Annotated in this window: 24 protein-coding genes and 1 pseudogene; 19 read left to right on the top strand and 6 right to left on the bottom strand. The window is 70.2% G+C overall.

Annotation, left to right across the window (positions count from 1 at the left end):
* The first annotated feature begins 32 nt into the window (after positions 1 to 32).
* The 3 genes from ACL03I_RS18925 to ACL03I_RS18915 are packed head-to-tail and all read left to right on the top strand — an operon-like array spanning position 33 to position 3,279.
* Positions 33 to 806 carry an ATP-binding cassette domain-containing protein gene (locus ACL03I_RS18925; RefSeq protein ID WP_355075679.1) on the top strand — a complete coding sequence of 258 codons (774 nt, stop codon included), beginning with the start codon at positions 33 to 35 and terminating at the stop codon, positions 804 to 806.
* Positions 803 to 2,041, top strand: a complete 1,239-nt coding sequence (locus tag ACL03I_RS18920) for a sugar ABC transporter permease (protein ID WP_364430040.1) — start codon at positions 803 to 805, stop codon at positions 2,039 to 2,041. The genes ACL03I_RS18925 and ACL03I_RS18920 overlap by 4 nt, the downstream gene beginning before the upstream one ends.
* Positions 2,042 to 2,070: 29 nt before the next feature.
* Positions 2,071 to 3,279 (top strand): ROK family transcriptional regulator, encoded by a 1,209-nt coding sequence (locus ACL03I_RS18915; RefSeq protein ID WP_355075683.1) that lies wholly within the window; start codon positions 2,071 to 2,073, stop codon positions 3,277 to 3,279.
* Positions 3,280 to 3,284: 5 nt separating this feature from the next.
* Here ACL03I_RS18915 and ACL03I_RS18910 read toward each other — a convergent pair whose 3' ends face one another.
* Positions 3,285 to 4,532, bottom strand: coding sequence for a phthiocerol/phthiodiolone dimycocerosyl transferase family protein (locus ACL03I_RS18910; RefSeq protein WP_412806577.1), 1,248 nt, complete (start codon positions 4,530 to 4,532; stop codon positions 3,285 to 3,287).
* Positions 4,533 to 4,758: 226 nt separating this feature from the next.
* Here ACL03I_RS18910 and ACL03I_RS18905 point away from each other — a divergent pair, with 226 nt between their 5' ends.
* The 7 genes from ACL03I_RS18905 to ACL03I_RS18875 all read left to right on the top strand — a co-directional run bounded on the left by ACL03I_RS18905 (position 4,759) and on the right by ACL03I_RS18875 (position 10,236).
* The gene (locus ACL03I_RS18905; protein WP_412806576.1) at positions 4,759 to 5,445 is read left to right on the top strand and encodes a crotonase/enoyl-CoA hydratase family protein; all 687 of its coding nucleotides are present in this window, start codon (positions 4,759 to 4,761) and stop codon (positions 5,443 to 5,445) included.
* 6 nt (positions 5,446 to 5,451) lie between these two features.
* Positions 5,452 to 6,033, top strand: a complete 582-nt coding sequence (locus ACL03I_RS18900; RefSeq protein WP_364430029.1) for a TetR/AcrR family transcriptional regulator — start codon at positions 5,452 to 5,454, stop codon at positions 6,031 to 6,033.
* A 287-nt stretch (positions 6,034 to 6,320) separates the two neighbouring features.
* Positions 6,321 to 7,673 (top strand): flavin monoamine oxidase family protein, encoded by a 1,353-nt coding sequence (locus ACL03I_RS18895; RefSeq protein ID WP_412806575.1) that lies wholly within the window; start codon positions 6,321 to 6,323, stop codon positions 7,671 to 7,673.
* Positions 7,674 to 7,731: 58 nt separating this feature from the next.
* Positions 7,732 to 8,181, top strand: coding sequence for a universal stress protein (locus ACL03I_RS18890; RefSeq protein WP_355075693.1), 450 nt, complete (start codon positions 7,732 to 7,734; stop codon positions 8,179 to 8,181).
* Between the two features lie 60 nt (positions 8,182 to 8,241).
* Positions 8,242 to 8,736 carry a fluoride efflux transporter FluC gene (locus ACL03I_RS18885; RefSeq protein ID WP_412806574.1) on the top strand — a complete coding sequence of 165 codons (495 nt, stop codon included), beginning with the start codon at positions 8,242 to 8,244 and terminating at the stop codon, positions 8,734 to 8,736.
* Positions 8,733 to 9,101: a fluoride efflux transporter CrcB gene (gene crcB / locus ACL03I_RS18880; RefSeq protein WP_355075697.1), complete on the top strand. Its 369-nt coding sequence runs from the start codon at positions 8,733 to 8,735 to the stop codon at positions 9,099 to 9,101. Before ACL03I_RS18885 ends, crcB begins: the two co-directional genes overlap by 4 nt.
* Positions 9,102 to 9,234: 133 nt before the next feature.
* Positions 9,235 to 10,236 carry a cation diffusion facilitator family transporter gene (locus ACL03I_RS18875; RefSeq protein ID WP_356966975.1) on the top strand — a complete coding sequence of 334 codons (1,002 nt, stop codon included), beginning with the start codon at positions 9,235 to 9,237 and terminating at the stop codon, positions 10,234 to 10,236.
* A 44-nt stretch (positions 10,237 to 10,280) separates the two neighbouring features.
* Here the strand turns inward: ACL03I_RS18875 and ACL03I_RS18870 are convergent, their stop codons facing one another.
* Positions 10,281 to 11,699, bottom strand: a complete 1,419-nt coding sequence (locus ACL03I_RS18870) for an amidase (RefSeq protein ID WP_356966977.1) — start codon at positions 11,697 to 11,699, stop codon at positions 10,281 to 10,283.
* Positions 11,700 to 11,928: 229 nt separating this feature from the next.
* On the opposite strand from ACL03I_RS18870, the pseudogene ACL03I_RS18865 reads away from it, so the two are divergent.
* The 3 genes and pseudogenes from ACL03I_RS18865 to ACL03I_RS18855 all read left to right on the top strand — a co-directional run.
* Positions 11,929 to 13,038: pseudogene (locus ACL03I_RS18865) on the top strand (FUSC family protein); the annotation flags it as partial.
* A gap of 399 nt (positions 13,039 to 13,437) precedes the next feature.
* Positions 13,438 to 13,890 (top strand): SRPBCC family protein, encoded by a 453-nt coding sequence (locus ACL03I_RS18860; protein ID WP_355075977.1) that lies wholly within the window; start codon positions 13,438 to 13,440, stop codon positions 13,888 to 13,890.
* 31 nt (positions 13,891 to 13,921) lie between these two features.
* On the top strand, positions 13,922 to 14,575 hold the full coding sequence (locus ACL03I_RS18855; protein ID WP_355075703.1) for an SDR family oxidoreductase: 654 nt from the start codon (positions 13,922 to 13,924) through the stop codon (positions 14,573 to 14,575).
* Position 14,576: 1 nt separating this feature from the next.
* On the opposite strand, the gene ACL03I_RS18850 is transcribed toward ACL03I_RS18855, so the two are convergent.
* Positions 14,577 to 15,830 (bottom strand): cytochrome P450, encoded by a 1,254-nt coding sequence (locus ACL03I_RS18850; RefSeq protein WP_412806573.1) that lies wholly within the window; start codon positions 15,828 to 15,830, stop codon positions 14,577 to 14,579.
* Between the two features lie 106 nt (positions 15,831 to 15,936).
* Between ACL03I_RS18850 and ACL03I_RS18845 the strand changes: the two genes are divergently transcribed.
* Positions 15,937 to 16,407, top strand: a complete 471-nt coding sequence (locus tag ACL03I_RS18845; RefSeq protein ID WP_356966983.1) for a winged helix-turn-helix transcriptional regulator — start codon at positions 15,937 to 15,939, stop codon at positions 16,405 to 16,407.
* Between the two features lie 245 nt (positions 16,408 to 16,652).
* Here the strand turns inward: ACL03I_RS18845 and ACL03I_RS18840 are convergent, their stop codons facing one another.
* Complete coding sequence (locus ACL03I_RS18840; protein ID WP_412806572.1) at positions 16,653 to 17,876, bottom strand: L,D-transpeptidase; 1,224 nt, start codon at positions 17,874 to 17,876, stop codon at positions 16,653 to 16,655.
* A gap of 194 nt (positions 17,877 to 18,070) precedes the next feature.
* Between ACL03I_RS18840 and ACL03I_RS18835 the strand changes: the two genes are divergently transcribed.
* From ACL03I_RS18835 to ACL03I_RS18820, 4 genes are all read left to right on the top strand, one after another.
* Positions 18,071 to 18,475: a GNAT family N-acetyltransferase gene (locus ACL03I_RS18835; protein ID WP_412806571.1), complete on the top strand. Its 405-nt coding sequence runs from the start codon at positions 18,071 to 18,073 to the stop codon at positions 18,473 to 18,475.
* A gap of 72 nt (positions 18,476 to 18,547) precedes the next feature.
* Complete coding sequence (locus tag ACL03I_RS18830; RefSeq protein ID WP_355075713.1) at positions 18,548 to 18,844, top strand: DUF6285 domain-containing protein; 297 nt, start codon at positions 18,548 to 18,550, stop codon at positions 18,842 to 18,844.
* Positions 18,841 to 19,836 (top strand): phosphotransferase family protein, encoded by a 996-nt coding sequence (locus tag ACL03I_RS18825; protein WP_412806570.1) that lies wholly within the window; start codon positions 18,841 to 18,843, stop codon positions 19,834 to 19,836. The genes ACL03I_RS18830 and ACL03I_RS18825 overlap by 4 nt, the downstream gene beginning before the upstream one ends.
* Before the next feature lie 7 nt (positions 19,837 to 19,843).
* The gene (locus ACL03I_RS18820) at positions 19,844 to 21,106 is read left to right on the top strand and encodes an acyl-CoA dehydrogenase family protein (protein WP_412806569.1); all 1,263 of its coding nucleotides are present in this window, start codon (positions 19,844 to 19,846) and stop codon (positions 21,104 to 21,106) included.
* Between the two features lie 6 nt (positions 21,107 to 21,112).
* Here ACL03I_RS18820 and ACL03I_RS18815 read toward each other — a convergent pair whose 3' ends face one another.
* Positions 21,113 to 21,787 (bottom strand): class I SAM-dependent methyltransferase, encoded by a 675-nt coding sequence (locus tag ACL03I_RS18815; RefSeq protein ID WP_412806568.1) that lies wholly within the window; start codon positions 21,785 to 21,787, stop codon positions 21,113 to 21,115.
* A 114-nt stretch (positions 21,788 to 21,901) separates the two neighbouring features.
* On the opposite strand from ACL03I_RS18815, the gene ACL03I_RS18810 reads away from it, so the two are divergent.
* Positions 21,902 to 22,066: a hypothetical protein gene (locus tag ACL03I_RS18810; protein WP_355075720.1), complete on the top strand. Its 165-nt coding sequence runs from the start codon at positions 21,902 to 21,904 to the stop codon at positions 22,064 to 22,066.
* 48 nt (positions 22,067 to 22,114) lie between these two features.
* On the opposite strand, the gene glpD is transcribed toward ACL03I_RS18810, so the two are convergent.
* Positions 22,115 to 23,794, bottom strand: coding sequence for a glycerol-3-phosphate dehydrogenase (gene glpD, locus ACL03I_RS18805; RefSeq protein WP_412806567.1), 1,680 nt, complete (start codon positions 23,792 to 23,794; stop codon positions 22,115 to 22,117).
* Between the last annotated feature and the right edge of the window lie 27 nt (positions 23,795 to 23,821).

Genomic DNA, 23,821 nt, shown 5'->3' with positions numbered 1-23,821 from the left:
GAAGGGGCTCCATTCTTCGGAGGAGCCACCCCATGTCCGAACTGCCGGTCATCGAATTACGCGGATTAGAGAAAAGTTTCGGTCCGGTCCACGTCCTGCACGAGGTCACCTTCAGCGCCTTCCCCGGCGAAGTGACCGCACTTGTCGGCGACAACGGCGCGGGCAAGTCCACGCTGGTCAAATGCATCGGCGGTACCCATCCGATCGATGCGGGCGAGTTCCTCTTCGAGGGCGCGCCGGTGCAGGTGCACAGCCCGCGCGACGCGGCGGCGCTGGGCATCGAGATCGTCTACCAGGACCTCGCGCTGTGCGACAACCTCGACATCGTCCAGAACATGTTCCTCGGCCGGGAGCGCAAGCGCGGTCTCGTGCTCGACGAGTACGCGATGGAGGAACTGGCCGAGAAGACGTTGGCGAGCCTGTCGGTGCGCACCGTCAAGTCGGTCCGGCAGCAGGTCGCCAGCCTGTCCGGCGGCCAGCGCCAGACGGTGGCCATCGCGAAAGCCGTGCTGTGGAACAGCAAAGTGGTGATCCTGGACGAGCCGACGGCCGCGCTGGGCGTCGCGCAGACCCAGCAGGTGCTCGAACTGGTCCGCAAGCTCGCCGACCAGGGCCTGGCGGTGGTGCTGATCTCGCACAACATGAACGACGTCTTCGCGGTGTCCGACCGGATCGCCGCGCTCTATCTCGGCCGGATGGCCGCCCAGGTACGAACCTCCGACGTGACGCACGCGCAGGTCGTCGAATTGATCACGGCAGGCCGTAGCGGCGCGCTCGGCCTCGAGGCGAGCGGAGCGACCCGATGACCGCGGTGACCACCGAGCGGCGACCGGTGGCGGCGCCGGTGACCGACCTGATGAGCGACTACGTCGGCCGCGTGCGCGGCGGCGACATGGGGGCGTTGCCCTCGGTGATCGCGCTCGTCGTCCTGTCGGCCGTCTTCTGGGCGGCGCGCCCGGTCTTCATGTCCGAGGCCAATTTCGCCAATCTGTTCACCCAGGGCGCGGCGATCGCAGTGATCGCGATGGGGTTGATCTTCGTGCTGCTGCTGGGGGAGATCGACCTGTCGGCCGGGTTCACCAGCGGGGTCTGCGCCGCCGTGCTCGCGGTGCTGCTCACCGACGAAGGGTGGCCGTGGTATTCGGCGGTGCTGGTCTCGTTGCTCACCGGGATGGTGATCGGACTGGTGATCGGCACGGTCGTGGTGAAGATCGGGATCCCGTCGTTCGTGGTGACGCTGGCGGCATTCCTCGCGTTGCAGGGTGTGGCGCTGAAGATCATGGACAACGGCCGCAACATCTCCATCCGCGACGAGACGATCGTCGCCATCGCGAACAAGAACGTGCCGCCCTTGCTCGGCTGGGCGCTGTACGCGGCACTGGTCACGGGTTTCGCCCTCGTGCAATACCGGAAGTGGCGGGCGCGCACGAAACTCGGGCTCACCGGCACGACGGCGCGGGTGGTCGTGGTGCGAGTCGTGCTGCTGGCGCTCGTGGCCGGCGCGGCGGTGCTGGTGCTCAACGGCGAGCGCAGTCGCAATCCCGCGGTGCACTCGCTGACGGGGATGCCCATCGTGGTGCCGATGATCGCCGCGCTGTTGCTGCTGTGGACGTTCGTGCTGGACCGCACCGCGTTCGGGCGGCACGTCTACGCCGTCGGCGGCAACGCGGAGGCCGCCCGGCGCGCGGGCATCGCGGTGGATCGAGTGAAGATCACCGCCTTCGTGCTGTGTTCGACGATGGCGGCGGTGGGCGGACTGATCGCGGCCTCGCGCGCCAACTCCGTCGACCCGAACACCGGCGGCAGCGACGTGCTGCTCACCGCGGTCGGCGCGGCGGTGATCGGCGGCACCAGCCTCTTCGGCGGCCGCGGGCGGATGCTGGACGCGGTGCTCGGCGCCGCGGTGGTCGCCGTGATCAACAACGGCATGGGGCTGATGGGCTACAGCGCGGGCACGAAATTCGTTGTGACAGGATTTGTGCTGCTCTTGGCGGCCGGAGTGGACGCCCTCTCCCGTAAGCGTGCGCTCCCGCGGCGATGAATCCCAGCCCTGTGACGAAAGCCCGGTGAATGCGAGCAGCACCTTCGCCCGATGAGATCCGCACGCGCAACCTCGCCGCGCTGCTGCGGCACGTCCACCGTGACGGGGCGGTGTCGCGTGCCGCGCTCGCCGAGCGAATGGGATTGAATCGCAGCACGATTCTCGCGCTCACCACGGATCTGGCGGCGGCAGGCCTGGTCAGCGAGGAATTGCCGGGCCAGACCGGACGGGCGGGCAGGCCGTCGCTGGTGGTGCGTCCGCAGGCCGAGCGGGTCTACGTCGTCGCGCTGGACGTCGGCGCGGACCGGCTCGCCGCCGCACGCGTCGGGCTGGGCGGGTCGGTGCTCGAGCGCACCGCGACCGCCCGTCCCGGCGGCGCGTTCGACCCGGACGACGTGATCGCCGCGCTCGCGGCGATGGCGCGGGAGATGATCGCGGCGGCCGCGCCGGACGCTCGGTGCGTCGGCGTCGGAGTCGCGTTCTGCGGCATGGTCCGCGAGGCGGACGGCGTCGTGCGGTACGGGCCGAATCTCGGCTGGGTGGACGTCGCGTTCGGCGCCGAGCTGACGCGAGAACTCGCACTCGGCCTCCGCGTCGCGGTCGGCAACAACGCCAACCTCGGCGCGCTGGCCGAACGCGAACGCGGTGTGGGCGAGGGCTTGGCGAACCTGATCTACCTGCACGGTGATGTCGGCATCGGCGGCGGCATCATCGTGAACGGCGAATTGCTCGGCGGGGAAGGCGGTTACGGCGGGGAAGTCGGGCACATGATCGTGAATCCCGGTGGGCGGCCGTGCGCCTGCGGTTCCCGCGGCTGCCTCGAGGCCGAAGCGGGTGAACTCGGGTTGATCGCCGCGGCGGGACGGACCGATCCGGCGGGACAGGCGGCGGTCGACGCGATCGTCGAGTCCGCCGCCCGTGGCGACGCGGTGGCCCGCGACGCGCTGCACCAGGTCGGTGAATGGCTCGGCTACGGCGTCGCCAATCTGGTGAACATCTTCAATCCGTCGATGGTGGTGTTCGGTGGCGTGCTGCGGGAGATCTATCTGGCCTCGGCCGCCCAGGTGCGCAGCCGCGTCGCGGTGAACGGCCTGCAAGCCGTCCGCGAGCGGGTCAGGTTGCGCACCAGCGCGCTGGCGGGCGACGCGACCTTGATCGGAGCCGCGGAACTGGCCTTCACCGACGTGCTCACCGATCCGTTGCAGACCTTGTCCCGCAAGCAGGCCGCGCGCGCTTGACGGGTTCAGGCGGCGCCCGCCGCGCTGAACTCCGACAGGTGGGTGGTGAGCAGTCGTACCCGCACCCGCTGTTCCTCGGTGGTTTCCTCGGGGTGGTGGATCTCTATGCTCAGCCGGTCGTCGAAGGTGCTGATGATGATGGTGCCGCTCGGCTGCTGGAGCCGGTGCCCGGTCTTGTCGGGCTTGCCGAGCATGATCGAGCGGAAGTCGGTGATCCGCAACTCGTCCGGCACCTTAGGCCTGCGCACTCGTCCCCAATTGGTGGCCAGCACGATTCCCGGTGCGCGCGGCGGGGGACCGGCGGCGATCTCGGGTATGTGCAGTGGGGTCTGCTGCACGATGCCGGTGTCCAGGCCGGCGCGCAGCGTGTCGCTGATGCCGCGGGCCAGTTCGACCAGTGTCGTGCCGGTCCGCGGCGCGGGGATGAAATTCGCGAAGCCGAGCACGTTGGTGCCTTCGGTCATCCCGATCGGCGGGGACACCCGGGTACGCAGGTCGACCGAGTAGGTGTAGGCCAGCTCGGTCAGCGGCAATCCGCGCAGCTCGGCCTCGGTGAGCAGGATCGCGGCCGAGGCGAGGCCGTTGATCGTGGTGTGCTCCCGGTGCCCGAGTTCGATCAGCGCGGTGGTCTGCTGTCGGGTCAGTCTGCAGCGCGCGGTGCGCGGGACGAGGTAATCGGGATCGTCCGGGCCGGAGTAGCTCCGAGCGACGCCCACCGGGCGGTGCGGCATGACCGGTGTGTCGATCTTCCGCACGCCGCGCTCGCGCAGCAGGTCCTCCACCGACCGCGGGAAGCCGTGCGGCGGCAGTTCGGCGGATCGCCTCTCGGTGCGGTCGGTGTAGCACGACCACAGCTCGCCGAACACGGCCAGCGAATGATAGGCATCCGCGACGCTGTGGTGGGTCACCAACGTGATTCCGGCGGTATCGCCGTCCCGCACCACGCACAGCGAGGAGAGCGCCCTGCGCTGGTCCAGCCTGGCTCCGGTGAGCAACCGCTCGGGATCGCCCGCGGCGACCGTCAGCTCCGGTGTGGCGCCGTGGGATTCGAGCAGCAGGTGGCCGCCGCGGCCGTCCGGCTCGAGGTGGGCGCCGAGGATGGGGCGGGAGCGAACCACGGCTTCGAACGCCGCCGACAGCGCGGCGAGATCCAACCGACCCGCGACCCGAATCGAGTAGCCGACGAGTACTTCGCTGTTGGCGAAGATCGCCTCGCTCGGCGCCAGCGGGCGGATGACGGTTGCTGCGGTCATGTCGCTTCCTTCACCTGAGCCTGTCCAGAGGCTAGCCCGAAGCCCGGACGCGCCAGGCTTTTTCGACAGCATCGTGTGTTTCCTGTATCGGGCGACCGTTGGCCGCTGTTTCGCGTCGTTGTCACAACGACACCTTGTTCGGGTCCGGTCGTCCGACCCCGCAGCTCGCGGTTAGCCAGCGGCCACTAGAGTGATACTCTAGAGTTCTGCTCTAGAGGAGGCTGCCATGACCGAACTCGTCACCTACCGGCTGGACGGCGGCGTCGCCACGATCACGCTGGACGACGGCAAGGCGAATGTGATGTCCGAGGACATGCTCGGCGCCATCGCCGCCGCCCTGGACCGGGCCGAGGCGGACCGGGCGGTCGTCCTGTTGACCGGCCGCGCGCGCGTTTTCTCCGCCGGCTACGACCTGGCGACGTTCTCCCGATCCGCCGACGACATCCGCCGCACCTTGCGTGCCGGCGGCAACCTGGTGCACCGGCTGCTCGGCTTCCCGTATCCCGTCGTGGCGGCATGCCCTGGGCATGCCATCGCCCAAGGCGCGTTCACGCTGCTGGCCACGGACGTACGGTTCGGCGTAGCGGGGGATTTCAAGCTGGGTCTCAACGAGGTCGCGATCGGGCTGACCATTCCGCACTACGGTGTGGAGCTGGCGCGGCACCGGCTCACCGCGCCTGGCTTCGACCGGGCGGCGAACACCGGGATCCTGGTCGCGCCCGAAGAAGCCAGAGAACTGGGCTTTCTCGACGTGCTCACCACCGATGCCGACGACCTGCGCACGCGCGCGACGGCCGAAGCGCACCGGTTGACCGGAATCGACTTCGCGGCGCACACGGGTACGAAGCTGCGTGTGCGCGCTCAGGTGCTCGCCGCGGTCCGTTCCGGCATCGATGCCGAGTTCGGCGGGTAGCTCGCCGTGCGCACCCGCGAGCGCATTCTGGCCGAAGCCACGGAACAGCTCCTGGCCAAGGGGTATGCGTCGTTCACGGTGGCCGGTGTGCGGGATCGGCTCGGTTTGTCCAGCGGCAGCATGTTCCACGCGTTCGGTTCGAAAGCCGAATTGGCCGCCGCGGTCTATGTCTCCGGGATGCTCGACTACCAGCGGACCATGCTGGCGTGCCTCGATGCGCCGGATGTCGGCGCCGAGCAAGCGATCCGCGCGATGCTCGCGGCCCACCTCGGCTGGGTGGAAGACCATCGCGACCTGGCCCGGTTCCTGTTCGCCACCTTGCCGGACGAGGTGACCGGATTCGCGGAACCCGAACTCGCCCAGCACAATCGGGTCTTCTTCGATGCGCTGGCACGCCGGTATCGAGAGTTGCTCGGAACCGCGGAACCGGGTGGCGGCGGCTATCCGGTGGCCCATGCGATCTGCGCCGGACCGGCGCAGGAGTACTGCAGGCAATGGGTGCGCGGACGTGTCACGGCGCGACCGCGCACGCTGACGGCGATCTTTCAAGAGGCCGCCATCGCCGCCCTCGCCACGCTGACTCGCTAGGCGGCGGCCGCCGTAGGCCAACCGGCGCAGCGGGTTCGGGTGGCGATGCGGCGAACACCGCGATTCCCACGGCTTCGGCCGAGTGGCGCGTCCCGCCTCGGCGAGCCCGAGATGTCAGCCGTCGATGACACCGAACCGCCGGTCGGTCTCGCGTGCAGTCGGACCGCGCCGGGCGGCGGGGAGTCGGGCGCGTCGGGGCCCGGTCGATGAGCGGCGAATCGGTTGCGGAACGGCGACGGGTGATCAACAGTGGTTGTCGAGTTTCGGTGCGGCGACGGGAGGCCACCATGGACCGTACGGACGTCGTTGTCGTCGGTGCGGGATATGCCGGGCTGTGCGCGGCGCGGGCATTGCGAGCGGTAGGCCGGGATGTCGTCGTCCTGGAGGCGAGCGATCGCGTCGGCGGTCGCACCCGGACCGCGCGGGTCGGCGCCGGATGGGCCGTCGACCTCGGCGGCCAGTGGATCTCGGGCGCGCACACGCGATTCGCCGCGCTGGCCGAAGAGTACGGGGCCGCGACGTACCCACCGCCGGAAGGAGTCGACCTGCTGGTCGAGGGCGTGGTCCGGCGGCGCTTCACCGGAGCCCGCCCACCGCTTCCGACGTTCGTCCTCGTCGTGCTCGCCCAGGCGATGTGGCGGCTGGAACGGATGGCCGCACGGGTGGATCTCACGCGGCCATGGGCCGCGCCGGGCGCCGATCGGCTGGACGCGATGACGGCGGCCACCTGGTTGCGCCGGAATCTGCCGGAGCGGCGGGCGCGGAACCTGGCCGAGGTGATGATCGGCGAGGAGTTGTGCGTTGACGTCGGCAGCATCTCGATGCTCGGTCTGCTCACCACGATCCGTTCGGCGGGCGGCGTCGAGGCCGGGGTCGCCGCCGAGACGGTGAACCGCCTGTTCGTCGACGGCGCCGACGGGCCCGCGCTGGCCGTCGCCGCCGAACTGGGGGACGCGGTGCGTCTCGGTGTGCCGGTGACGCGTATCCGCAGGCGAGCGCATGGCGTTGTGGTGAGTGCCGACTCCGGTGACGTGCACGCCGAGCACGTGATCGTGGCGGTGCCGCCCACCCTCGCCGGACGTATCGCCTACGATCCGCCGCTGCCCGCCGCGCGCGACCAATTGACCCAGCGCATGCCGATGGGCTCGGTGCTGAAAGCGTTCGCCGTCTACGAGCGGCCGTTCTGGCGGGACGACCTGCTCACCGGCCAATCGCTGAACCTGCACGATCCGGTGCCGGTCACCTTCGACGCGACCCGGCCCGGCGGTCCTGGCGTACTCGGCGCGCTGGTGCCCGGCCGGGCCGCTCAGCGGCTCGCCGCCCTGCCCCCGGCCGAGCGTCGCGCCATGATCATCGGTTCGCTCGTCCGAGCCTTCGGGCACGCCGCCCGCGAGCCGATCGAGTGGCACGAGAAGGTATGGGCGGACGATCCGTACACGCGCGGCGGCTACGGGGCCTTCTTCCCCCCGGGTGTCCTGACCACCGCGGGCTCCGCGCTGCGCGACCCGGTCGGTGCGATCCACTGGGCCGGAAGCGAAACCGCGACGGAGTGGTCGGGCTACATCGAGGGAGCGATCCGCTCGGGCGAGCGCGCGACCGCCGAAGTGCTCGCGTCCGATCGCTCCACGGCCACGGCGTGATTGCCGCGGTGTTGCTGGAACGCTGGCTCTGACCCAGCCGAGGGCTCACAATGGAGAGGTGTTCCAGCGGATCGTGGTGGGTTACGACGATTCACCCGGCGCCAGGGCCGCCTTGACGATGGCGCTCGAGTTGGCGACGGTGCACCACGCCACGCTCACGGTAGTCGCGGTCGAGGAGTACCTGCCGCACTACGGACCGGTGGTCGGCGAGATCGAGGACGAACGCTCGATCGGCGAGGTCACCTGCCGCCGCTGGCTCACCACGGCGGCCGAGACCGCCGAACAGCACGGCATAGCGGTGCGGGCCGAGGTGCGGGCGGGTCAGGCCGCGCGCGAACTGGCCACGGCCGCCGCCGATCACGATGCCGACCTGCTGGTGCTTGGGCGCACCGGGCACTCGGGCATCTGGGGACGGTTCATGGGCAGCACCGCGGAGAAGGCCGCCCGGCACGTCGGTTGCTCGGTTCTCGTCGCGCACGACGGCGACGCAGGGGCCGAGCGCCGGTGAGTGCGGCGGCAGTGGTGCCCGGCGGTGGCGCCGCCGCGGACGGTCGGGTAGAAGTTCTGCGTGGCGGGTGAACTGACCGAGGAACCGACCGGCATCGCCGATCGCGCGGCCGGCCGCGCTCGCCGGTGGGAATTCTGGCGTACCCACGGCCCGGTATCGGTCGTCGTCGCCTTCGGCGGGGCGCTCGGCGCGCTCGCCCGCTACGGCCTGGCGCAGGGGTTGCCCGCTCGCCCCGGGCACTTTCCGCTGGCCACCTTCATCACGAATGTCGCGGGCTGTTTCGCGATCGGAGTGCTCATGGTCGCGGTAACCGAGATCTGGGCTGCTCATCGGTTGCTGCGTCCCTTTCTCGGAGTGGGTGTGCTGGGCGGGTTCACCACCTTCTCCACCTACGTCAACGAGATCCGCGCCCTACTGCGGTCCGGCACGATCGTCGTCGCGGCCGGTTACCTCGCGGGCACGCTGATCTGCGCCCTGTCGGCGACCCTCGCCGCCATGTGGCTCACCAGGGCGGGATACGAACGTCTGCGACGCGCGCGAAAGGCGGCTCGATGACGGTGTTGCTGGTCCTGGTGGGCGGCGCGATCGGCGCACCGCTGCGGTATCTCATCGATCGCGTGGTGCAGGATCGCCGCGACAGCCTGTTCCCGTGGGGCACCTTCGTGGTCAACCTGATCGGGTGTCTCGTCCTCGGCGCCCTCAGCGGAGCGGGATCGGCGCTGTCCTCGCCGCTTTTCCTGCTGCTCGGCACCGGGTTCTGCGGAGCGCTGACCACGTACAGCACGTTCAGCTACGAAACCGTGCGACTGGCCGAGCGGGCCGCGTATTTCTACGCGGCGATGAACGTGGTCGTCAGCGTCTCCGCGGGGTTGATCGCCACTGTGTCGACTTATGCGTTGGTGCACGCCCTGGTCGGGTGAGGCGTTCCGTCGATTACCTCCGCGACGTGATCCAGCTCACTCGGCTGCTCTGTCGCCCGCCGCTGGTGGTGGGTTAAGCTGGCGGAACAGATGCAGATATGCGCATACATCAGATGTGGGAAGGGCTGGGTCGATGGGACACGAACACGGTCACGCGCACGGGCACGCGCTCTCCGGTCAGGCCGATCGCCGGTGGCTGACCATCGCGCTCGCCCTCATCGTCGGCTTCATGTCGGTCGAGGTCGTGATCGGTCTGCTGGCCAACTCGCTGGCCCTGCTGTCCGACGCGGCGCACATGCTCACCGACGCCGCGTCCATTGTCCTCGCGCTCGTCGCGATCCGGCTCGCGGCGCGTCCGGCGAACGGCAAGTACACCTATGGCTACAAACGCGCCGAGATCCTCTCGGCGCAGGCCAACGGCGTCACGCTGCTCGTGCTGGCGGGCTGGCTCACCTACGAGGCCGTGCGCCGCCTGCTGGAGCCGCCCGAGGTAACCGGCGGGCTCGTGCTGGCGACCGCGCTGGCCGGTGTGGTGGTCAACATCGCGGCCACCTGGGCGATCAGCAAGGCCAACCGCGCCAGCCTCAACGTGGAAGGCGCCTTCCAGCATGTGCTCAACGACCTGTACGGGTTCATCGCCACCGCCGTGGCCGGCCTCGTCGTGCTGACCACCGGCTTCGCCAGGGCGGACGCTATCGCCACGCTCATCGTCGTCGCGCTGATGGTCAAGGCGGGGCTCGGGCTGGTACGCGAATCCGGCCGGATCTTCCTGGAGGCCGCTCCCGCGGGCGTCGATCCGGACGCGTTGGGGCGCGGGCTGGTGGGCATCGACGGCGTCGACGAGGTGCACGATCTGCACGTCTGGCAGATCACCTCCGGTGACATCGCGCTGTCGGCGCATGTGCTGGTCCGGCCGGGCGCCGACTGCCACGGCCTGCGCCAGCGGATCGAGCACCTGCTCGACCACGACTACGGCATCACCCACACCACGTTGCAGGTCGACCACTCCCATGCCGTCGCCTCCTCGCCCGCGGTGGACGCGCAGCGCCTGCTGCCGGTGCTGGAGGACCACTGCGACGACGCCCACGGCCCGGTGCACCGCGACCGTCCGTCGTCCGCGGCGAATGTCGTCTGACCCACCGACCGCCACGCGCACGGACGACGCGAACATCGGATGGCTCAGCGATCCAGGCGGGGGAACGGTCGTTCGGCCTCGATCAGGTAGGCCAGCTCCAGCAGGGTGCGCTCGTTGCCGCGGGTGGCGGCGAACTGTACGCCGATCGGCAGTCCCGCGTCGGTCAGGCCCGCCGGAACCGTGATCGCCGGCGTTCCCGTGATGTTGTTGATCGGCGTGAAGCAGACGTAGGCGCGCAACCGCTCGATGAGTTCGTCGAATGGCACGGTCGGGCTGAGATAGCCGAGCTCCGGCGTGGTGTGACCGAGCGTGGGGAGCAGCACCGCGTCGTAGGGTCCGAGCGCCCGCTCGTAGGTGGCCGCCGCCGCGCGGAGCCGGTAGAGCGTGAGCGGGGCGTGCAGTGCCCGGCGCAGGAACAAGGCGCGCAGGCCCACGGTCAGGTCGTCCACGCGGCGCGCGTCGAACCGGCGGTCGAGGAACCGGCCCGTCGTGGTGATCGCGGCCGCGAGCAGGCCCCAATAGTGCAGGAAGGCGCTCTCGATCGCGGCGTCGAACGGCAGCGGCACCGGCTCGACCGAATGGCCGGCTGATTCGAGTGTGCGCGCGACATTTTCGACGGCCGCCCGGGTGGGCCCGGCGGCCAGCGGCCCCGCGAGATTGTCGAGCACCAGCGCTACCCGCATGCGCCGGGTCGGGGGACCGTCGACGCGGCCGATCGGCCGGAGCGCGGGATTGCGCCAATACTGTTCGGCCGCAGCGGCGTACGCGGCCGTATCGCGCACCGTCCTGGTCAGCACACCTTCGCTGACGATGTCGACCGGCAGCGTGCGGGCCAGCCCGGACACCACGTGCCGCCCCCGCGTCGGCTTCAAGCCGACCAGCCCCGCGCACGCCGCCGGAATCCGGATCGAACCGCCGCCGTCGTTGCCGTGCGCGATCGGGACGACACCCGCCGCCACCAGCGCGGCCGCCCCGCCCGACGAGCCGCCCACGGAATGGCCGGTGTGCCACGGGTTGCGCGTGGGCGCGAGATGCGGGGTCTCGCTGCTGGCGTTGAAGCCGAATTCGGGCATGGCGCTCTTGCCGAGCACGGTGAGGCCGGTGCTGAGGAACTGCCGGGTGTAGCCGCTGTGCGCGCGGGCCGGCCGCGCGCGGAACGCGGCCGTGCCCTGATTGGTCGGCATGCCCGCGACGTCCGTGTTGTCCTTGACGAAACTGGGCACGCCGTAGAAGGCGCCGGTCCGCTCGGCGGGCAGCAGCGGCTCCGCGTAGCTCCGGTAGGCGACGGCCGCCAGCTGTTCCACCCGCTCGGCGCGCGCCACCGCGGCGGCGGCGAGTTCGCGCGGCGACACCGCACCGTCGCGCACCAGTGTGGCCAGGGCGACGGCGTCGTGATCACCGAGTGCGTCGTCGGCGAAGGCGTGGACGCGCGAGGGTAGCGGAAGATGAGCGTCGGCGGTCATGACCCGAATCTAATGTGTCCAGCAGGTAGATCGTCCAGAACAGAAAGGACAGCAGGTGGCCGCGACATACCCGGATCCGGTGCCACCGAAGGGCCGAGTCGGCTCGCTGTTGTTCGCTTTGCCGCCCGCGGGCCGACGGTGGAGCGTGGCGTTGCGTGCCGCGCTCGCGTTTGCCGCTCCCGCCACGATCATCACCGGTCTCGGCCATCCGGATGCGGCGGTGTTCGTCATGTTCGGCGCCTTCGCCGTGCTCTACGGCGAAGGGCGGCCGTTCCGGGTGCGCGGCCGGGTGGTCCTCGCCGCGGGCTCGGCGCTGCTGGCCGCCTGCGGTGTCGGTGCGGTGGTCGGCAGTCTGCTGGACACCGGGTTCGGGTCATCGCTGCTCATGGTCGTCGTGGTGTCGGCGATCGCGGTCGTGGCCGTGTTCGTCATCGATGCGCTGCGGCTCGGTCCGCCCGGTGCGCTGTTCTTCGCGCTCGTCTGCGCGGGCGCGATGAGAGCCGCCGAGGTCGGGACCTCCGTGCTGACATTGTTGTTCTGCACGGCCTGCGGTGTCGTCGCGTCGATCGTCGTCTCGATGGCCGGGGTGCTGCGAGATCGCCGCAAGCCCGAACGGGTGGCGGTCGGCGCGGCGGTCCGGGCGGTCGACGCCTATGTCGCGGCGCGGGAGGCCGGAACGCCCGCTATCGACCTGCGCCACCGGGCGGGATCCGCGATGGCGGACGCGTGGGCCGCGGTCTACGACGCGGGCCTGCCCTCGGACCCAGGGGAAGCCGAGCTGCTGGCGACCTTGCAGGAGGCGCGGCGCAACCTCGCCGGGCACGCCCCCGACGACGACACCGACGATCTGCTGGTCGATCCGTTGGTCTCGTTCGCCCGCCCGGGCATCGGGTTCCGGCTGGAGCGTTCCCTGTCGTTCTCCTCGCACGCGGCGATCAGCGCGATGCGCGTCGCCGTGGGCTGCCTTGGCGCGGGTGCGCTGAGCGCGCTGCTCGGTCTGGAGCGGCCGCACTGGGCGGTGCTCAGCGCCCTGATCGTCTTGCAGACCGGACCGGATCGAGTGCGCGGACAGGTGCGGGCCATCCACAGGTTCGTCGGCACCATCGCGGGCCTCGGTCTGTTCGCGCTCATCTACCAGCTGGGGCCGACCGGTTACGCGCTGATCGCGCTGGTCGCCGCGCTGCAGTTCTGCATCGAACTGTTCGTGCCGCGCAATTACGCGCTGGCCGTCGTCTTCATCACGCCGGTCGCCCTGATCGCGGGTGGAGTCGCCACGACGGGCGGGCCGATCGCACCCGTGCTCCGTGATCGGTTGTGGGAGACACTGCTCGGTGTCGCCGTCGCCGTGCTCGCGCTGCACGGCGTCGCACCCCACGGCCACCGGCGCACCTTTCGCCGGCTGGAACACCGGGTGCGCACCACCGCGCGTACCCTGCTCGACCGGCTGCGCCGTAAGCCGATGGACGCCGAAGCGTGGGTGCTGGTCCAGCATCTGCAATTCGAGTTGGTCGGCGTGGTGCGCAGCGGCATCGACTCGGCGACCGACGATCCGGAGTGGACCCGCGAATACTGGCCGGAGCACACGGCACTGGCGCACTTCGGTCATGACCTGCTCGCCGCCTGCTGGGTGCTGCGGCCGGGCCAGCGGCTGGCGGACGTGGACGGCTGGGCGGCCCGCTTGGCCGCGGCCCGGTCGGAGCCGGGAGCGGCGTCCGGACCGCCTGCTAGCGTTCGGCGCATGCACGACAGCGTCACGGTCCGGATGGCCGCCCCGGCCGACAAGATCTGGGAACTGGTCAGCGACATCGAGAACACCGGGCGATTCAGTCCGGAGACGTTCGCCGCCGAATGGCTCGGCGGCGCGACAGGGCCCGCGGTCGGCGTGAAGTTCCGCGGCCATGTCAACCGCAACGGCTGGGGACTGAAATACGCGACGGTGTGCCGCATCGTCGCCTGCGAGCCGGGTCGCGAGTTCGCCTTCACCGTGCTGGGACCACAGGGCATGCCGATCAACACGTGGCGCTATGTTTTCCGGCCGGTGGACGGCGGCACCGAGGTCACCGAGTCGTTTCAGCTGCACAGCAATCCGGTGCTGCGGCTGTATTGGTTGCTGGCCGGGTGGGCGCGCGGCAAGACGAACGTCGAGGGAATGCGCGAGACCCTCAACCGGATCAAGGCCGTCGTCGAATGATCGGGACGCGCGAGACCCGAGGCGGGAAAGCATGACCGCTCCCGTGCTCCTCGTGCTCGGCGCCGGTCCCGGCGTCGGGCTGTCGGTCGCCCGCCTGTTCGCAGCCGACGGCTTCACCGCCGTGCTGGCCTGCCGGTTGCCCGAAGACGCCGAGCCTCTGGCCCAACAGTTGCGGGAGCAGGGGTTCGACGCGGAGGGCATCGGCGTGGATCTGCGTGATCCCGCCGACGTGGCCCGAGTCGTCGCGGGGGTGGGTGAGCGGCACGGCCGCATCGACGTGCTGCACTTCAATCCCAGCGTCTTCCGTGAGGCCGATCCGTTGCGGCTGTCGGTCGCCGAGTTGCTCGAGGACCTCACCGTGGGCGCCGGGGCGCTGCTGCCCGCCGTGCAAGCGGCGCGTCCCTTCCTGTCCGAGGGCGCCCGCGTGCTGGTCACCGGCAGCGCGGCAGCGGACAAGCCCTGGCATCGGGCCGCTTCGCTCGGTGTCCAGAAGGCGGCGGTGCGCAACCTGGTGACCAGTGTGGACGCCACCCTCGCGCCCGAGGGCATCCGAGCGGTCGCGGTGCAGATCAACGGCGTTCTCGGCGAGGGAGCGTTCACCAGGGACCGGGTCGCCGGGGCGCTGTACGCGGCGGCCACCCGCCCCGCCGAGGGATGGACGCCACACGTCTCCTACGACGGCTGACCTACCTGGGCCGGATCGCCGTGAACTCGATGGGCAGGTGCGCGGGCCCGCGCAGATTGACGTGCTCCCGATACGGTGGCGGGTCGACCGTCAGCCTCGGTGACTCGACTCGTTGCGCGAACCGGGTCAACGCCACCCGCGCCTCCAGGCGGGCCAGGGGAGCGCCGACGCAGAAATGAGCCCCGAGGCCGAAGGCCAGATGGCGGTTTTCGCGCGCCGGGTCGAATCCGTCGGGGTCGCCGAACATCGCGGGGTCGCGGTGCGCGGCGGCGATCAGCAGCACAACCAGATCGCCGCGCTGAATGTCCGTGCCTCCGATGGTCAGATCGTCGGCGGCGATGCGCGGGATCAACTGGACCGGCGGGTCGAAGCGCAGCGTCTCCTCGACGACGCCGGCCGCGCGGTCCGGTTCCGCGCGGAGGGCGGCGAATTCGTCCGGCCTGCGCAGCAGGGCGAGGGTCGCGTTGGCGATCAGGTTGACCGTCGTCTCGTGTCCGGCGACCAGCAGCAGCGCGCAGGTCGAGATCAGTTCCGCATGGGTGAGCACGTCTCCGGCGTCTTCGGCGGCGATGAGTTCGGACAGCAGATCGGGGCCGGGAGTGTGGCGGCGGCGGTCGGTGAGTTCTTCGAAGTAGGCGTACAACTCGGTTCCGGCGCGCTGGATCTCCGCCGGGTCGGCGCGGAATTGGGCGGCCGCGCGAGAAGTCGGGTCGAGCGTGCGGGACAGCAGGGCGGACCAGGCGCTGAGCTTGGCTTCGTCCGCCAGCGGGACGCCGAGTAGTTCGCAGATCACGGTCACCGGCAGGGGATAGGCGAAGTGATCGACGGCGTCGAAGCTCCCCGCGCGGGCGCGCTGGTCGAGCAGGTCGTCGACGATCTCGATGATCCGAGGCTCCAGTTGCCGCACGACGCGCGGGGTGAACGCCTTGGACACCAGGCGGCGCAGGCGAGTGTGATCGGGCGGATCCAGGAACAAGAACGAGGGTTTCGCTTGGGCCGCACCGTCTTCCCGCGTGCCGTCGTGGATCGGCATCGAGCCCAGCTGCAACCGGGCCAGCGACCGGTCGACGCTCGCGCGCGGATCGCGCAGCACGGCGGCGCAGTCGGCGTAGCGGGTGAGCACGACGACCGGAGCGGTGCCGATCCGGAACGCGCCGGAGTCACGCAGCCGCGCGAAGACGGGGTACGGGTCCGGCCGCACGGCGGGGTCGAGCAGGCGCACGTAGTCGTCGGTCGGGTGGTTCGTGGTCGTCATCGACACTCCCAGCTGTCCGGCCCGGAGCGGGCACCGGTCTTGCTCGGTATTATTCCGATACCATCGGTAGGAAAGCAATACCGATGCGGGATGCGAAAATGTCGCCATGACACTGCGGCGCCCGGTCGACGATTCGGTCACCCGCGTCGTCGAACTACTCGGCGACCGGTGGACCATCCTGCTCATCGCCGAGGCGTTCTTCGGGGTGCACCGCTTCAGCGATTTCGCGCGCAATATCGGCATCACCAACCGCAACCTGCTCACCAGCCGCCTGCGCATGCTGATCGACGCGGGCATCTTCACCCGCACCGACCACGGCGGCGGCCGGGTCGACTATCACCTCACCGCAGCGGGCCGCGAACTGTATCCGATCGTCACCGCGATGATGGTGTGGGGCGACAACCACCTGACCGGGCCGGAGGGCAGGCCGATCGTCCTGGAACATCGCACCTGCGGACACGAGACCTCGCCCATGCTGGTCTGCGACCACTGCCGCGAACCGATCGATCCGCGCGATGTGGAACCCAAGGCCGGGCCCGGCTTCCACCAGCCACCCGGGGCCGAACAAGCAGGTTGAGGGATGCGTGAACCCGGACTTGCTCCGCGCTCAATCCAGCTGGTTGACGAACGCCTCGGCCAAGTACAGCGGTAGGAGTAGGTAGTACAGCAGCATCGCCATCGAGCCGGCTCCGATCGTCAACGCGGGTCCCACGCGGTGCCGTCGCGGGAACGTCGCGCAGGGATGGGAGACCGGGTGGTCTCGCGAGTGCAGGAATGTAGTGCAGCTTCCCACCATCGGCAACACCGGGCAGCGTGTCGGCTCTAGTGGAGCGCGCTGCCCTGCACCCACTGCTCCCAGGGCACACCCCAGTCACCGTTCTGCCAGACCTCCAGCGGGGCGCCGCCCGTGTTGCGGATCTCCACCACGTCACCGGGGACGGCGAAATTGAAGAACCACTGGGCGTTCTCGCCGCTGAGGTTGAGGCAGCCGTGCGAGACGTCGGTGTTGCCCTGAGCCCAGACGGTGGAGTCGAGCTGGTGCAGATAGATGCCGTCGGTGCTGATCCGGGTGGCCCAGCCGATGGCCTCCTTGTAGCCGAGCCGGGAGTTGATCGGCAGTCCGTAGGTGGAGGAGTCCATGATCACCGGATTGGCCTTGTCCATCACCGTGTAGATCCCGGGCTGGGTCCAGAACGTGATCGTCTTGCCTCCGACGACCTCGCTGCCGCCCCTGCCCATCGAGGTCGGCATGGTGCGGATCAGCCTGCCGTTCTCGAAGACCTGGACCTGTTTGGTGTTGTCATCGGCGATCGATACGTGCGCCGCGCCGATGGTGAACGTGGTCTTGGTGTCCTCCTGGCCGTAGAGCCCGCGGCCGAGTTCCTGGCCGTAGACGTTCGCCGCCACGCTGACCTTGGTGCCCGGCGCGTAGTACTCCCTCGGACGCCAGTGCGCGTTGCGGTCGTCCAGCCAGTACCAGGAGCCCTCCACCGGCGGATCGGTGGTGACCGCGAGGTGCTTCTCCGCCGCGGCGTGGTCGGGAATGTTCTCGTCGAAGTGCGCCACCACCACGGTGCCCACGCCGAACGTGCCGCCGTCGGACAGTGGCGTGCCGCCCGTGGTGGTCAGTGACACCTTTGTCTGGTTGTTGGGGGTCAGCGTGGAGAAGGTCGAGGTGGTCGGGCCGGTTCTGCCGGTGATGCTCAAACCCTCCGCGGTCACCGTGTAGGTGCGGCCGTAGCCGAGCGGCTCGGTGGGTTTCCACGCCGTCTTGTCCGGCGTCATGATCCCGTCGACCGTCTTGCCCTGCTCGTTGGTCATGATGACCCGGGCCAGCTGGCCGTCGGCCGTGCTCACCTGCACCGGCGCCAGCGGATCGACATTGCCCGCGCCCGAGGAGGGCGTGATCGTGATCGGCGCGGGCGCTGGGCCCGCCGCACCCGGTGTCTTCCCCGGCCCCGACGAGGACGAGCACGCCGCCACGAGCACCGCCATGATCAGGGCGAACCCCGCGACGATTCCGGATCGGACGCGACTGGTCGCCATGAAATCTCCTGTATCCGCCCAGCGCAACGAATGGCGCACCCGCGCCTGTCTATCCCCCTCGCAGTTTACCGACCCGTTTCGCGCGCGAACCCGTGCGGAGCGGGCCCACGGCAGACTCCCAGCCACTACACAGGAAGGGCCTCGGCGGAAAACCGCTGGCTCCCGGGCGGCCGACCTTTCTACCGTCGCGGCGTATGGAGATCGACTACCGATGGCGAGGCGCTCTGACCGACAGCGAACTGGCCGACTTGACGAGATCGCACGGCGGCGACGCGGACCCGGGATGGTGGGACCGCGCGGCGCGGCACAGCCTCGGCTGGGTCACCGCCCGGACCGGCGATAACGCGCTTGCCGGTTTCGTCAACGTGGCGTGGGACGGCGGCGACCACGCGTTCCTGCTCGACCCGAAAGTGCGGTCCGAATGGCAGCATCGAGGCATCGGCACCGAACTCGTCGCCAGGGCCGCGTATGGCGCCAGGACGGCGGGCTGCACCTGGTTGCACGTCGATTTCGAGGATCGCCTCGCGCCCTTCTACTTCGATGCCTGCGGTTTCCGCGCCACGACAGCCGGACTTCTGCGACTGCGCGGCCACGGCTGACGGCCGAAAGTACCGATCGGGACCGCGCCGGCGCGTGCCATGCTGAGGGCCGGAGTCGACCGAGGGGAACGAATGCAGAATCGCCCATCGGCAGCGGAGTTGCTGGACTCGCTCGCCGAGCTGCTCGAGGAGACGCTGCTACCCGCCCTGCCCGCGGAGTTGCGGCACAGGGCGCGGGTTGGGGCCAACCTCGCCAGGATCGTGCGCAGGGAGATCGAATCGGGCCCCGGCGCCGCCGAGCGGGAGCGCGAGCTGCTCGCCGCGGTGGCCGAGGGCGATGACGAGCGACTCTGGGCGGCCCTGGTCTCCGTCGTGCGGGCGGATCTGGCGATCGCCAAGCCGGGCTACGACGCCTGGGCGGCCGAGTGAGCGCCGATCCGGCGCGCGGCTTGGCCGAATTCCTCGGGTCGGGAACCCGCGAGGTGACGGTGTCGAACCTCGAATACCTCTCCGCGGGCGCCCGCCGCCGCAACGTCGCCTTCGAGGCCGATCTGGGCGGCGGGACGCGTCGCCTGGTCGCGACCATCGTGCCGAGCGCGATCGAGCTGGTTCCGGTGGACGTGGAGGCCGCCGTCCGGGAACTGGCGCGCACGCACGGTGTTCCGGCGCCGCCCGTGGTGGCGATCTGCACCGACGCCGCCTTTGTCGGGGGCCCGTTCGTGATCTCCGAGCGCGTCGATGGAGAAACCGTGCCGCGCAAGGTGTTACGGCTGGTCGAGGCGTCGGGCATCGGCGAACGGGTCGCCGAGCAATTGGGCGAGGCCATGGGGCGCCTGCACGCGATCGACCCGGCGGACGCGCCCGCACGGCTGCCCGTCGCGGCGGCCGATCCCGAGCGCCAGCTGATCGAGGCCGACGAGCAGGTGCGCGCGCTCCTGCCGGACCGTCCGGTGTTCGCCCTCGCGCTGCGCTGGCTGGAACGCCACTGCCCGCCCGCGCCGCCCCGCACCGCGCTGCTGCACACCGACCTGCGCAACGGCAACATCGTCGTCGGTCCCGACGGCCTGCGCGCCGTGCTCGACTGGGAAGGCGCGCAGCGTCAGGGTGATCCGATGCGCGACGTGGCTTGGCCCGCGCTGCGCATGTGGCGCTTCCGCGCGGACGACCGCGAATTCGGCGGCCTGGCGGGCCGCGAGGCGTTCGTGCGCGGCTACCACCGCGGTGGCGGGAGCTTCGACGAAGACCGGTTCCGCTGGTGGAAGGTGCTGTGCACGCTCGGCTGGGGCGTCGGACTGGCGGGGCAGGCCGCGGCCTATCTGGACGGCAGCGTGCGCGACATCGTGATGGCGGCCAGCGGACGCCGCGTGTCGGAAATCGAATGGGACCTGCTGATGCAGATCCGACCCACTGCGAAAGGCTGAATGCCCGATGGATTTCGAGCTACCTGCGGAACTGGTCGATTACCTCGCCGAACTCGACGCGTTCATCGATCGGGAGATCACCCCGCTCGAGCAGGCCGACGACAACATCCGCTTCTTCGACCACCGCCGTGAGGACGCCCGCACCGACTGGGAGCGCGGCGGCCTGCCGAACGGGGAGTGGGAGGAACTGCTGGCCGAGGTCCGCAGGCGCGCCGACGCCGCCGGTCACCTGCGCTACGCGTTCCCAGCGCGCTACGGCGGGCGGGACGGCACGAACCTCGGCATGGCGGTGATCCGCGAGCACCTGGCCCGGCGTGGCCTCGGATTGCACTGCGATCTGCAGAACGAGCACGCCATCGTGGCCAACAATGTCGGCCTGTTGCTCATGCTCGAGTACGGCACGCCCGAGCAGCAGGCGGAGTGGGTGGACGGACTGGCCTCGGGAACGAAGTTCTTCGCCTTCGGCATCACCGAGCCCGAGCACGGCTCGGACGCGACGCACATGGAGACCTCGGCGGTCCACGACGGCGACGGCTGGGTGATCACCGGGCGCAAGACCTGGAACACCGGTGTGCACATCGCCGACGCCGACCTGATCTTCGCGCGCACCTCGGGCGGCCCCGGCGACGCGACGGGCATCACGGCGTTCCTGGTGCCCACCGACGCACCCGGGTTCATCGTCGAGGAGTACCTCTGGACCTTCAACATGCCCACCGACCACGCCCGGGTCGCGCTGGACGGCGTCCGGCTCCCGGGCTCCGCCGTCTTCGGCGGCGAGGGACGCGGCTTGGCGGTGGTCCAGCACTTCTTCAACGAGAACCGCATCCGCCAGGCCGCGTCCAGTCTGGGCGCGGCGCAGTACTGCATCGACCAGTCGGTGGCCTACGCCAAACAGCGCAAGCCCTTCGGCAAGCCGCTGGCCACCAACCAGGCGATCCAGTTCCCCTTGGTGGAACTGCACACCCAGTGCGAGATGTTGCGCGCCCTCATTCACAAGACCGCGTGGTCGATGGACACCTACGGCACGTTCGCCGTCTCCGAGCAAGTCTCGATGTGCAACTACTGGGCCAACCGGTTGTGCTGCGAGGCCGCCGACCGCGCGATGCAGGTGCACGGCGGCCTCGGCTACTCCCGGCACAAGCCGTTCGAGCACATCTACCGCCACCACCGGCGCTACCGGATCACCGAGGGCGCCGAGGAGATCCAGATGCGCCGCGTCGCGGGCTACCTGTTCGGCTTCATGGGCAGCAAAGCGCCGAAGGGCGTATGAGCCGGGTCAGAGGCGGCGGATCCGGGCCAGCCACGCGGCGGCGTCGACCTGGCCGGACTCGGAGATCTCCAGGTCCGTCGCTTCTTGCGCGACCAAATCGGTGACCCGTCCGCGGTACTGGGTCGCTCGTAGGTCCTCCACCGACCAGCCGTCGCGGAACGACTCCCGGATCAACGTGTCGCTGATCCGCGGCCCGAACCCCGGCTCGACATCCGAGAGCGCGAGAACGTAGAGCGTTCCGCCCGGCCTGCAGACGGCGTGCAGGCTGCGGACGTACGCGGCGCGCGCCTCGTCCTCGGTCCCGAAGACGTGGAACAGCGCGCTGTCGACGACGGTGTCGAACGCGGGCGCGGAGCCGGGCGGGTCACCGGAGAAGTCCGGCCGGTCGCCGAGGGCCAGCGCGTCGGCCACCTCGAACACGGCCGACGGCACACCCTGTTCGGCCGCGTTGGCGCGCGCGTACGCCACCGCGCTCGGCGACATGTCGATGCCGCGTACGTCGTATCCCAGGCGGGTCAGCAGGATCGTGTGCTCACCCGCGCCGGAGCCCGGGTCGAGCACGCGTCCGGTGATGCCGCCGTCCCGCTCGAGCGCGACGATTGCCGGTTGCGGCTCGCCGATCACCCAAGGTGCGGTGTCGTTGTCATAGACGGTGTTCCAGAAATCAGCTGGACGAGTCATGCCACCATGCTTCATCCTCAACCGCCGTTGAGGTCAACCCGACGCGGCCGGGATTGTGCGAGGTCCGGACCACGTACGCTGCGTCGACGCGATGGTCGCGGGTACGCGCCGGGTATGAGCACACCGAATATCGATCCCGAAACGGCGGAGTCGATGCAGCAGGACGCGGATTTCGCCGAGGAGCACACCAAACCGACGCACGCCGACGAGCACCCGGCCGGTGAGCAGCTCGAGACCGACGAATCGACCCCGCGCGGCCACGGCGGAATGGATCGGTGAGCACGGCGTGGCACGGTTCCACGCGGAAACCGTGCCACGCGACCGCGCTCAGGCGACGGCGACCATCCGAGCCGCGTTGGCGGACTCGTCGTCGGCCGCCTGGTTGGCGGCCAGTTCGGCGCGCACCCGCTCGCGGTACCGGGTGATCTCCCGCTCGGTGGCGGCGGCGTCCCAGCCGAGGTGCGCGCCGATCAGCCAGGCCACCTCGGGCGCGGCGGCCAGACCGCGGTCGGCGGCCTCGATGGAGACGCGGGTGCGGCGGGTGAGCACGTCGTCCAGGTGCAGCGCGCCTTCGTGCGTCACCGCGTACACCGCCTCCGCGCCGAGGTAGTCCGGCGCGCCGGTGAGCGGACGGCCCAGGTCCGGTTCGCGGGCGATCAGGTCGAACAGGTCGGTGATCGCCGAGCCGTAGCGGCCGAGCAGACGCTCGACCGTCGCCCGCGGCAGGCCCGCGCGCTGCGCCAGGCTGTCGAGGTCGGCCGCGAGTTCCTGGTAACCCACCGCGCCGAGGATCGGCAGGTGCTCGGTCACCGACGGCGCGACCGCGCGGCCGAGTCCCGCCACCGCCGCGTCCACGACGTCGGCGGCCATCACCCGGTAGGTGGTGTACTTGCCGCCCGCGATCACGAACAGACCGGGAGCCGGTTCGGCGACCGCGTGCTCCCGCGAGAGCGTCGCGGTGTCGGCCGACGCGCCGGACAGCAGCGGGCGCAGCCCCGCGTACGTGCCGACGATGTCGTCGCGGGTGAGCGGCTCGCGCAGCACCTGGTTGACGTGGTCGAGCAGGTATTGCACGTCGGCGTCGCTGGCGGCCGGATGGTCCTTGCTCAGCGACCAGTCCGTGTCGGTGGTGCCGATGATCCAGTGGCCGTGCCACGGGATGACGAACAGCACGCTCTTCTCGGTGCGCATGATCAGGCCGGTGTCCAGATGCAGGCGATGACGCGGCACCAGGATGTGCACGCCTTTCGACATGCGGACGTGGAACGGGAACTCGACGCCGGTCATCCGGTTCATCTCGTCGGTCCACACGCCGGTGGCGCTGATCACCCGGCGCGCGCGCACCGTGTGCACCCGGCCGGTTTCCAGGTCGGTGACCTCCGCGCCGACGACGCGCTCACCGTCGCGCAGCAGCCCCGTCACCTTGGTGCGGGTGAGCACGGTCGCGCCGTGCTGGGCGGCGGTGCGCGCGATCATCATCGTGTGCCTGGCGTCGTCGACCTGCGCGTCGAAGTACCGGATCGCTCCGGTCAGCGCGTCCTCGCGCAGCGCGGGCGCCAGCTCCAGCGCGCGGGTGTGCGACAGGTGCCGATGCATCGGCAAGGCGCGAGCACCGCCGATCGTGTCGTACAGGGCGACGCCCGCGCCGATGTAGGCGCGTTCCCAGACGCGATGGCGTAGCGGCAGCAAAAACGACACCGGCCGCACCAGGTGCGGGGCCAGCCGGCGCAGCAGCAGGCCGCGTTCCTTCAGCGCCTCCCGCACCAGCCAGAAGTCCAGCTGCTCCAGGTAGCGCAGCCCGCCGTGGATGAGCTTGCTGGAGCGGCTCGAGGTGCCTGCCGCGAAGTCCCTGGCCTCCACCAGGGTCACGGTGAGGCCGCGGGCGGCGGCGTCGAGGGCGGCGCCCGCGCCGACCACGCCGCCGCCGATGACGAGTACATCGATCTCGGTGTCGCCGAGTGCGTTCACCGCGCGGGCGCGGTACTGGGCGTCCAATCGTGCGGACACAGCGGTATCTCTCCTTGTTTCGGGGTT

Origin of the sequence: Nocardia sichangensis (assembly GCF_047200615.1) — a bacterium.
In the GTDB taxonomy this organism is placed as follows: Bacteria; Actinomycetota; Actinomycetes; order Mycobacteriales; family Mycobacteriaceae; genus Nocardia; species Nocardia sichangensis.
This window is presented reverse-complemented; position numbering and strand designations above follow the sequence as displayed.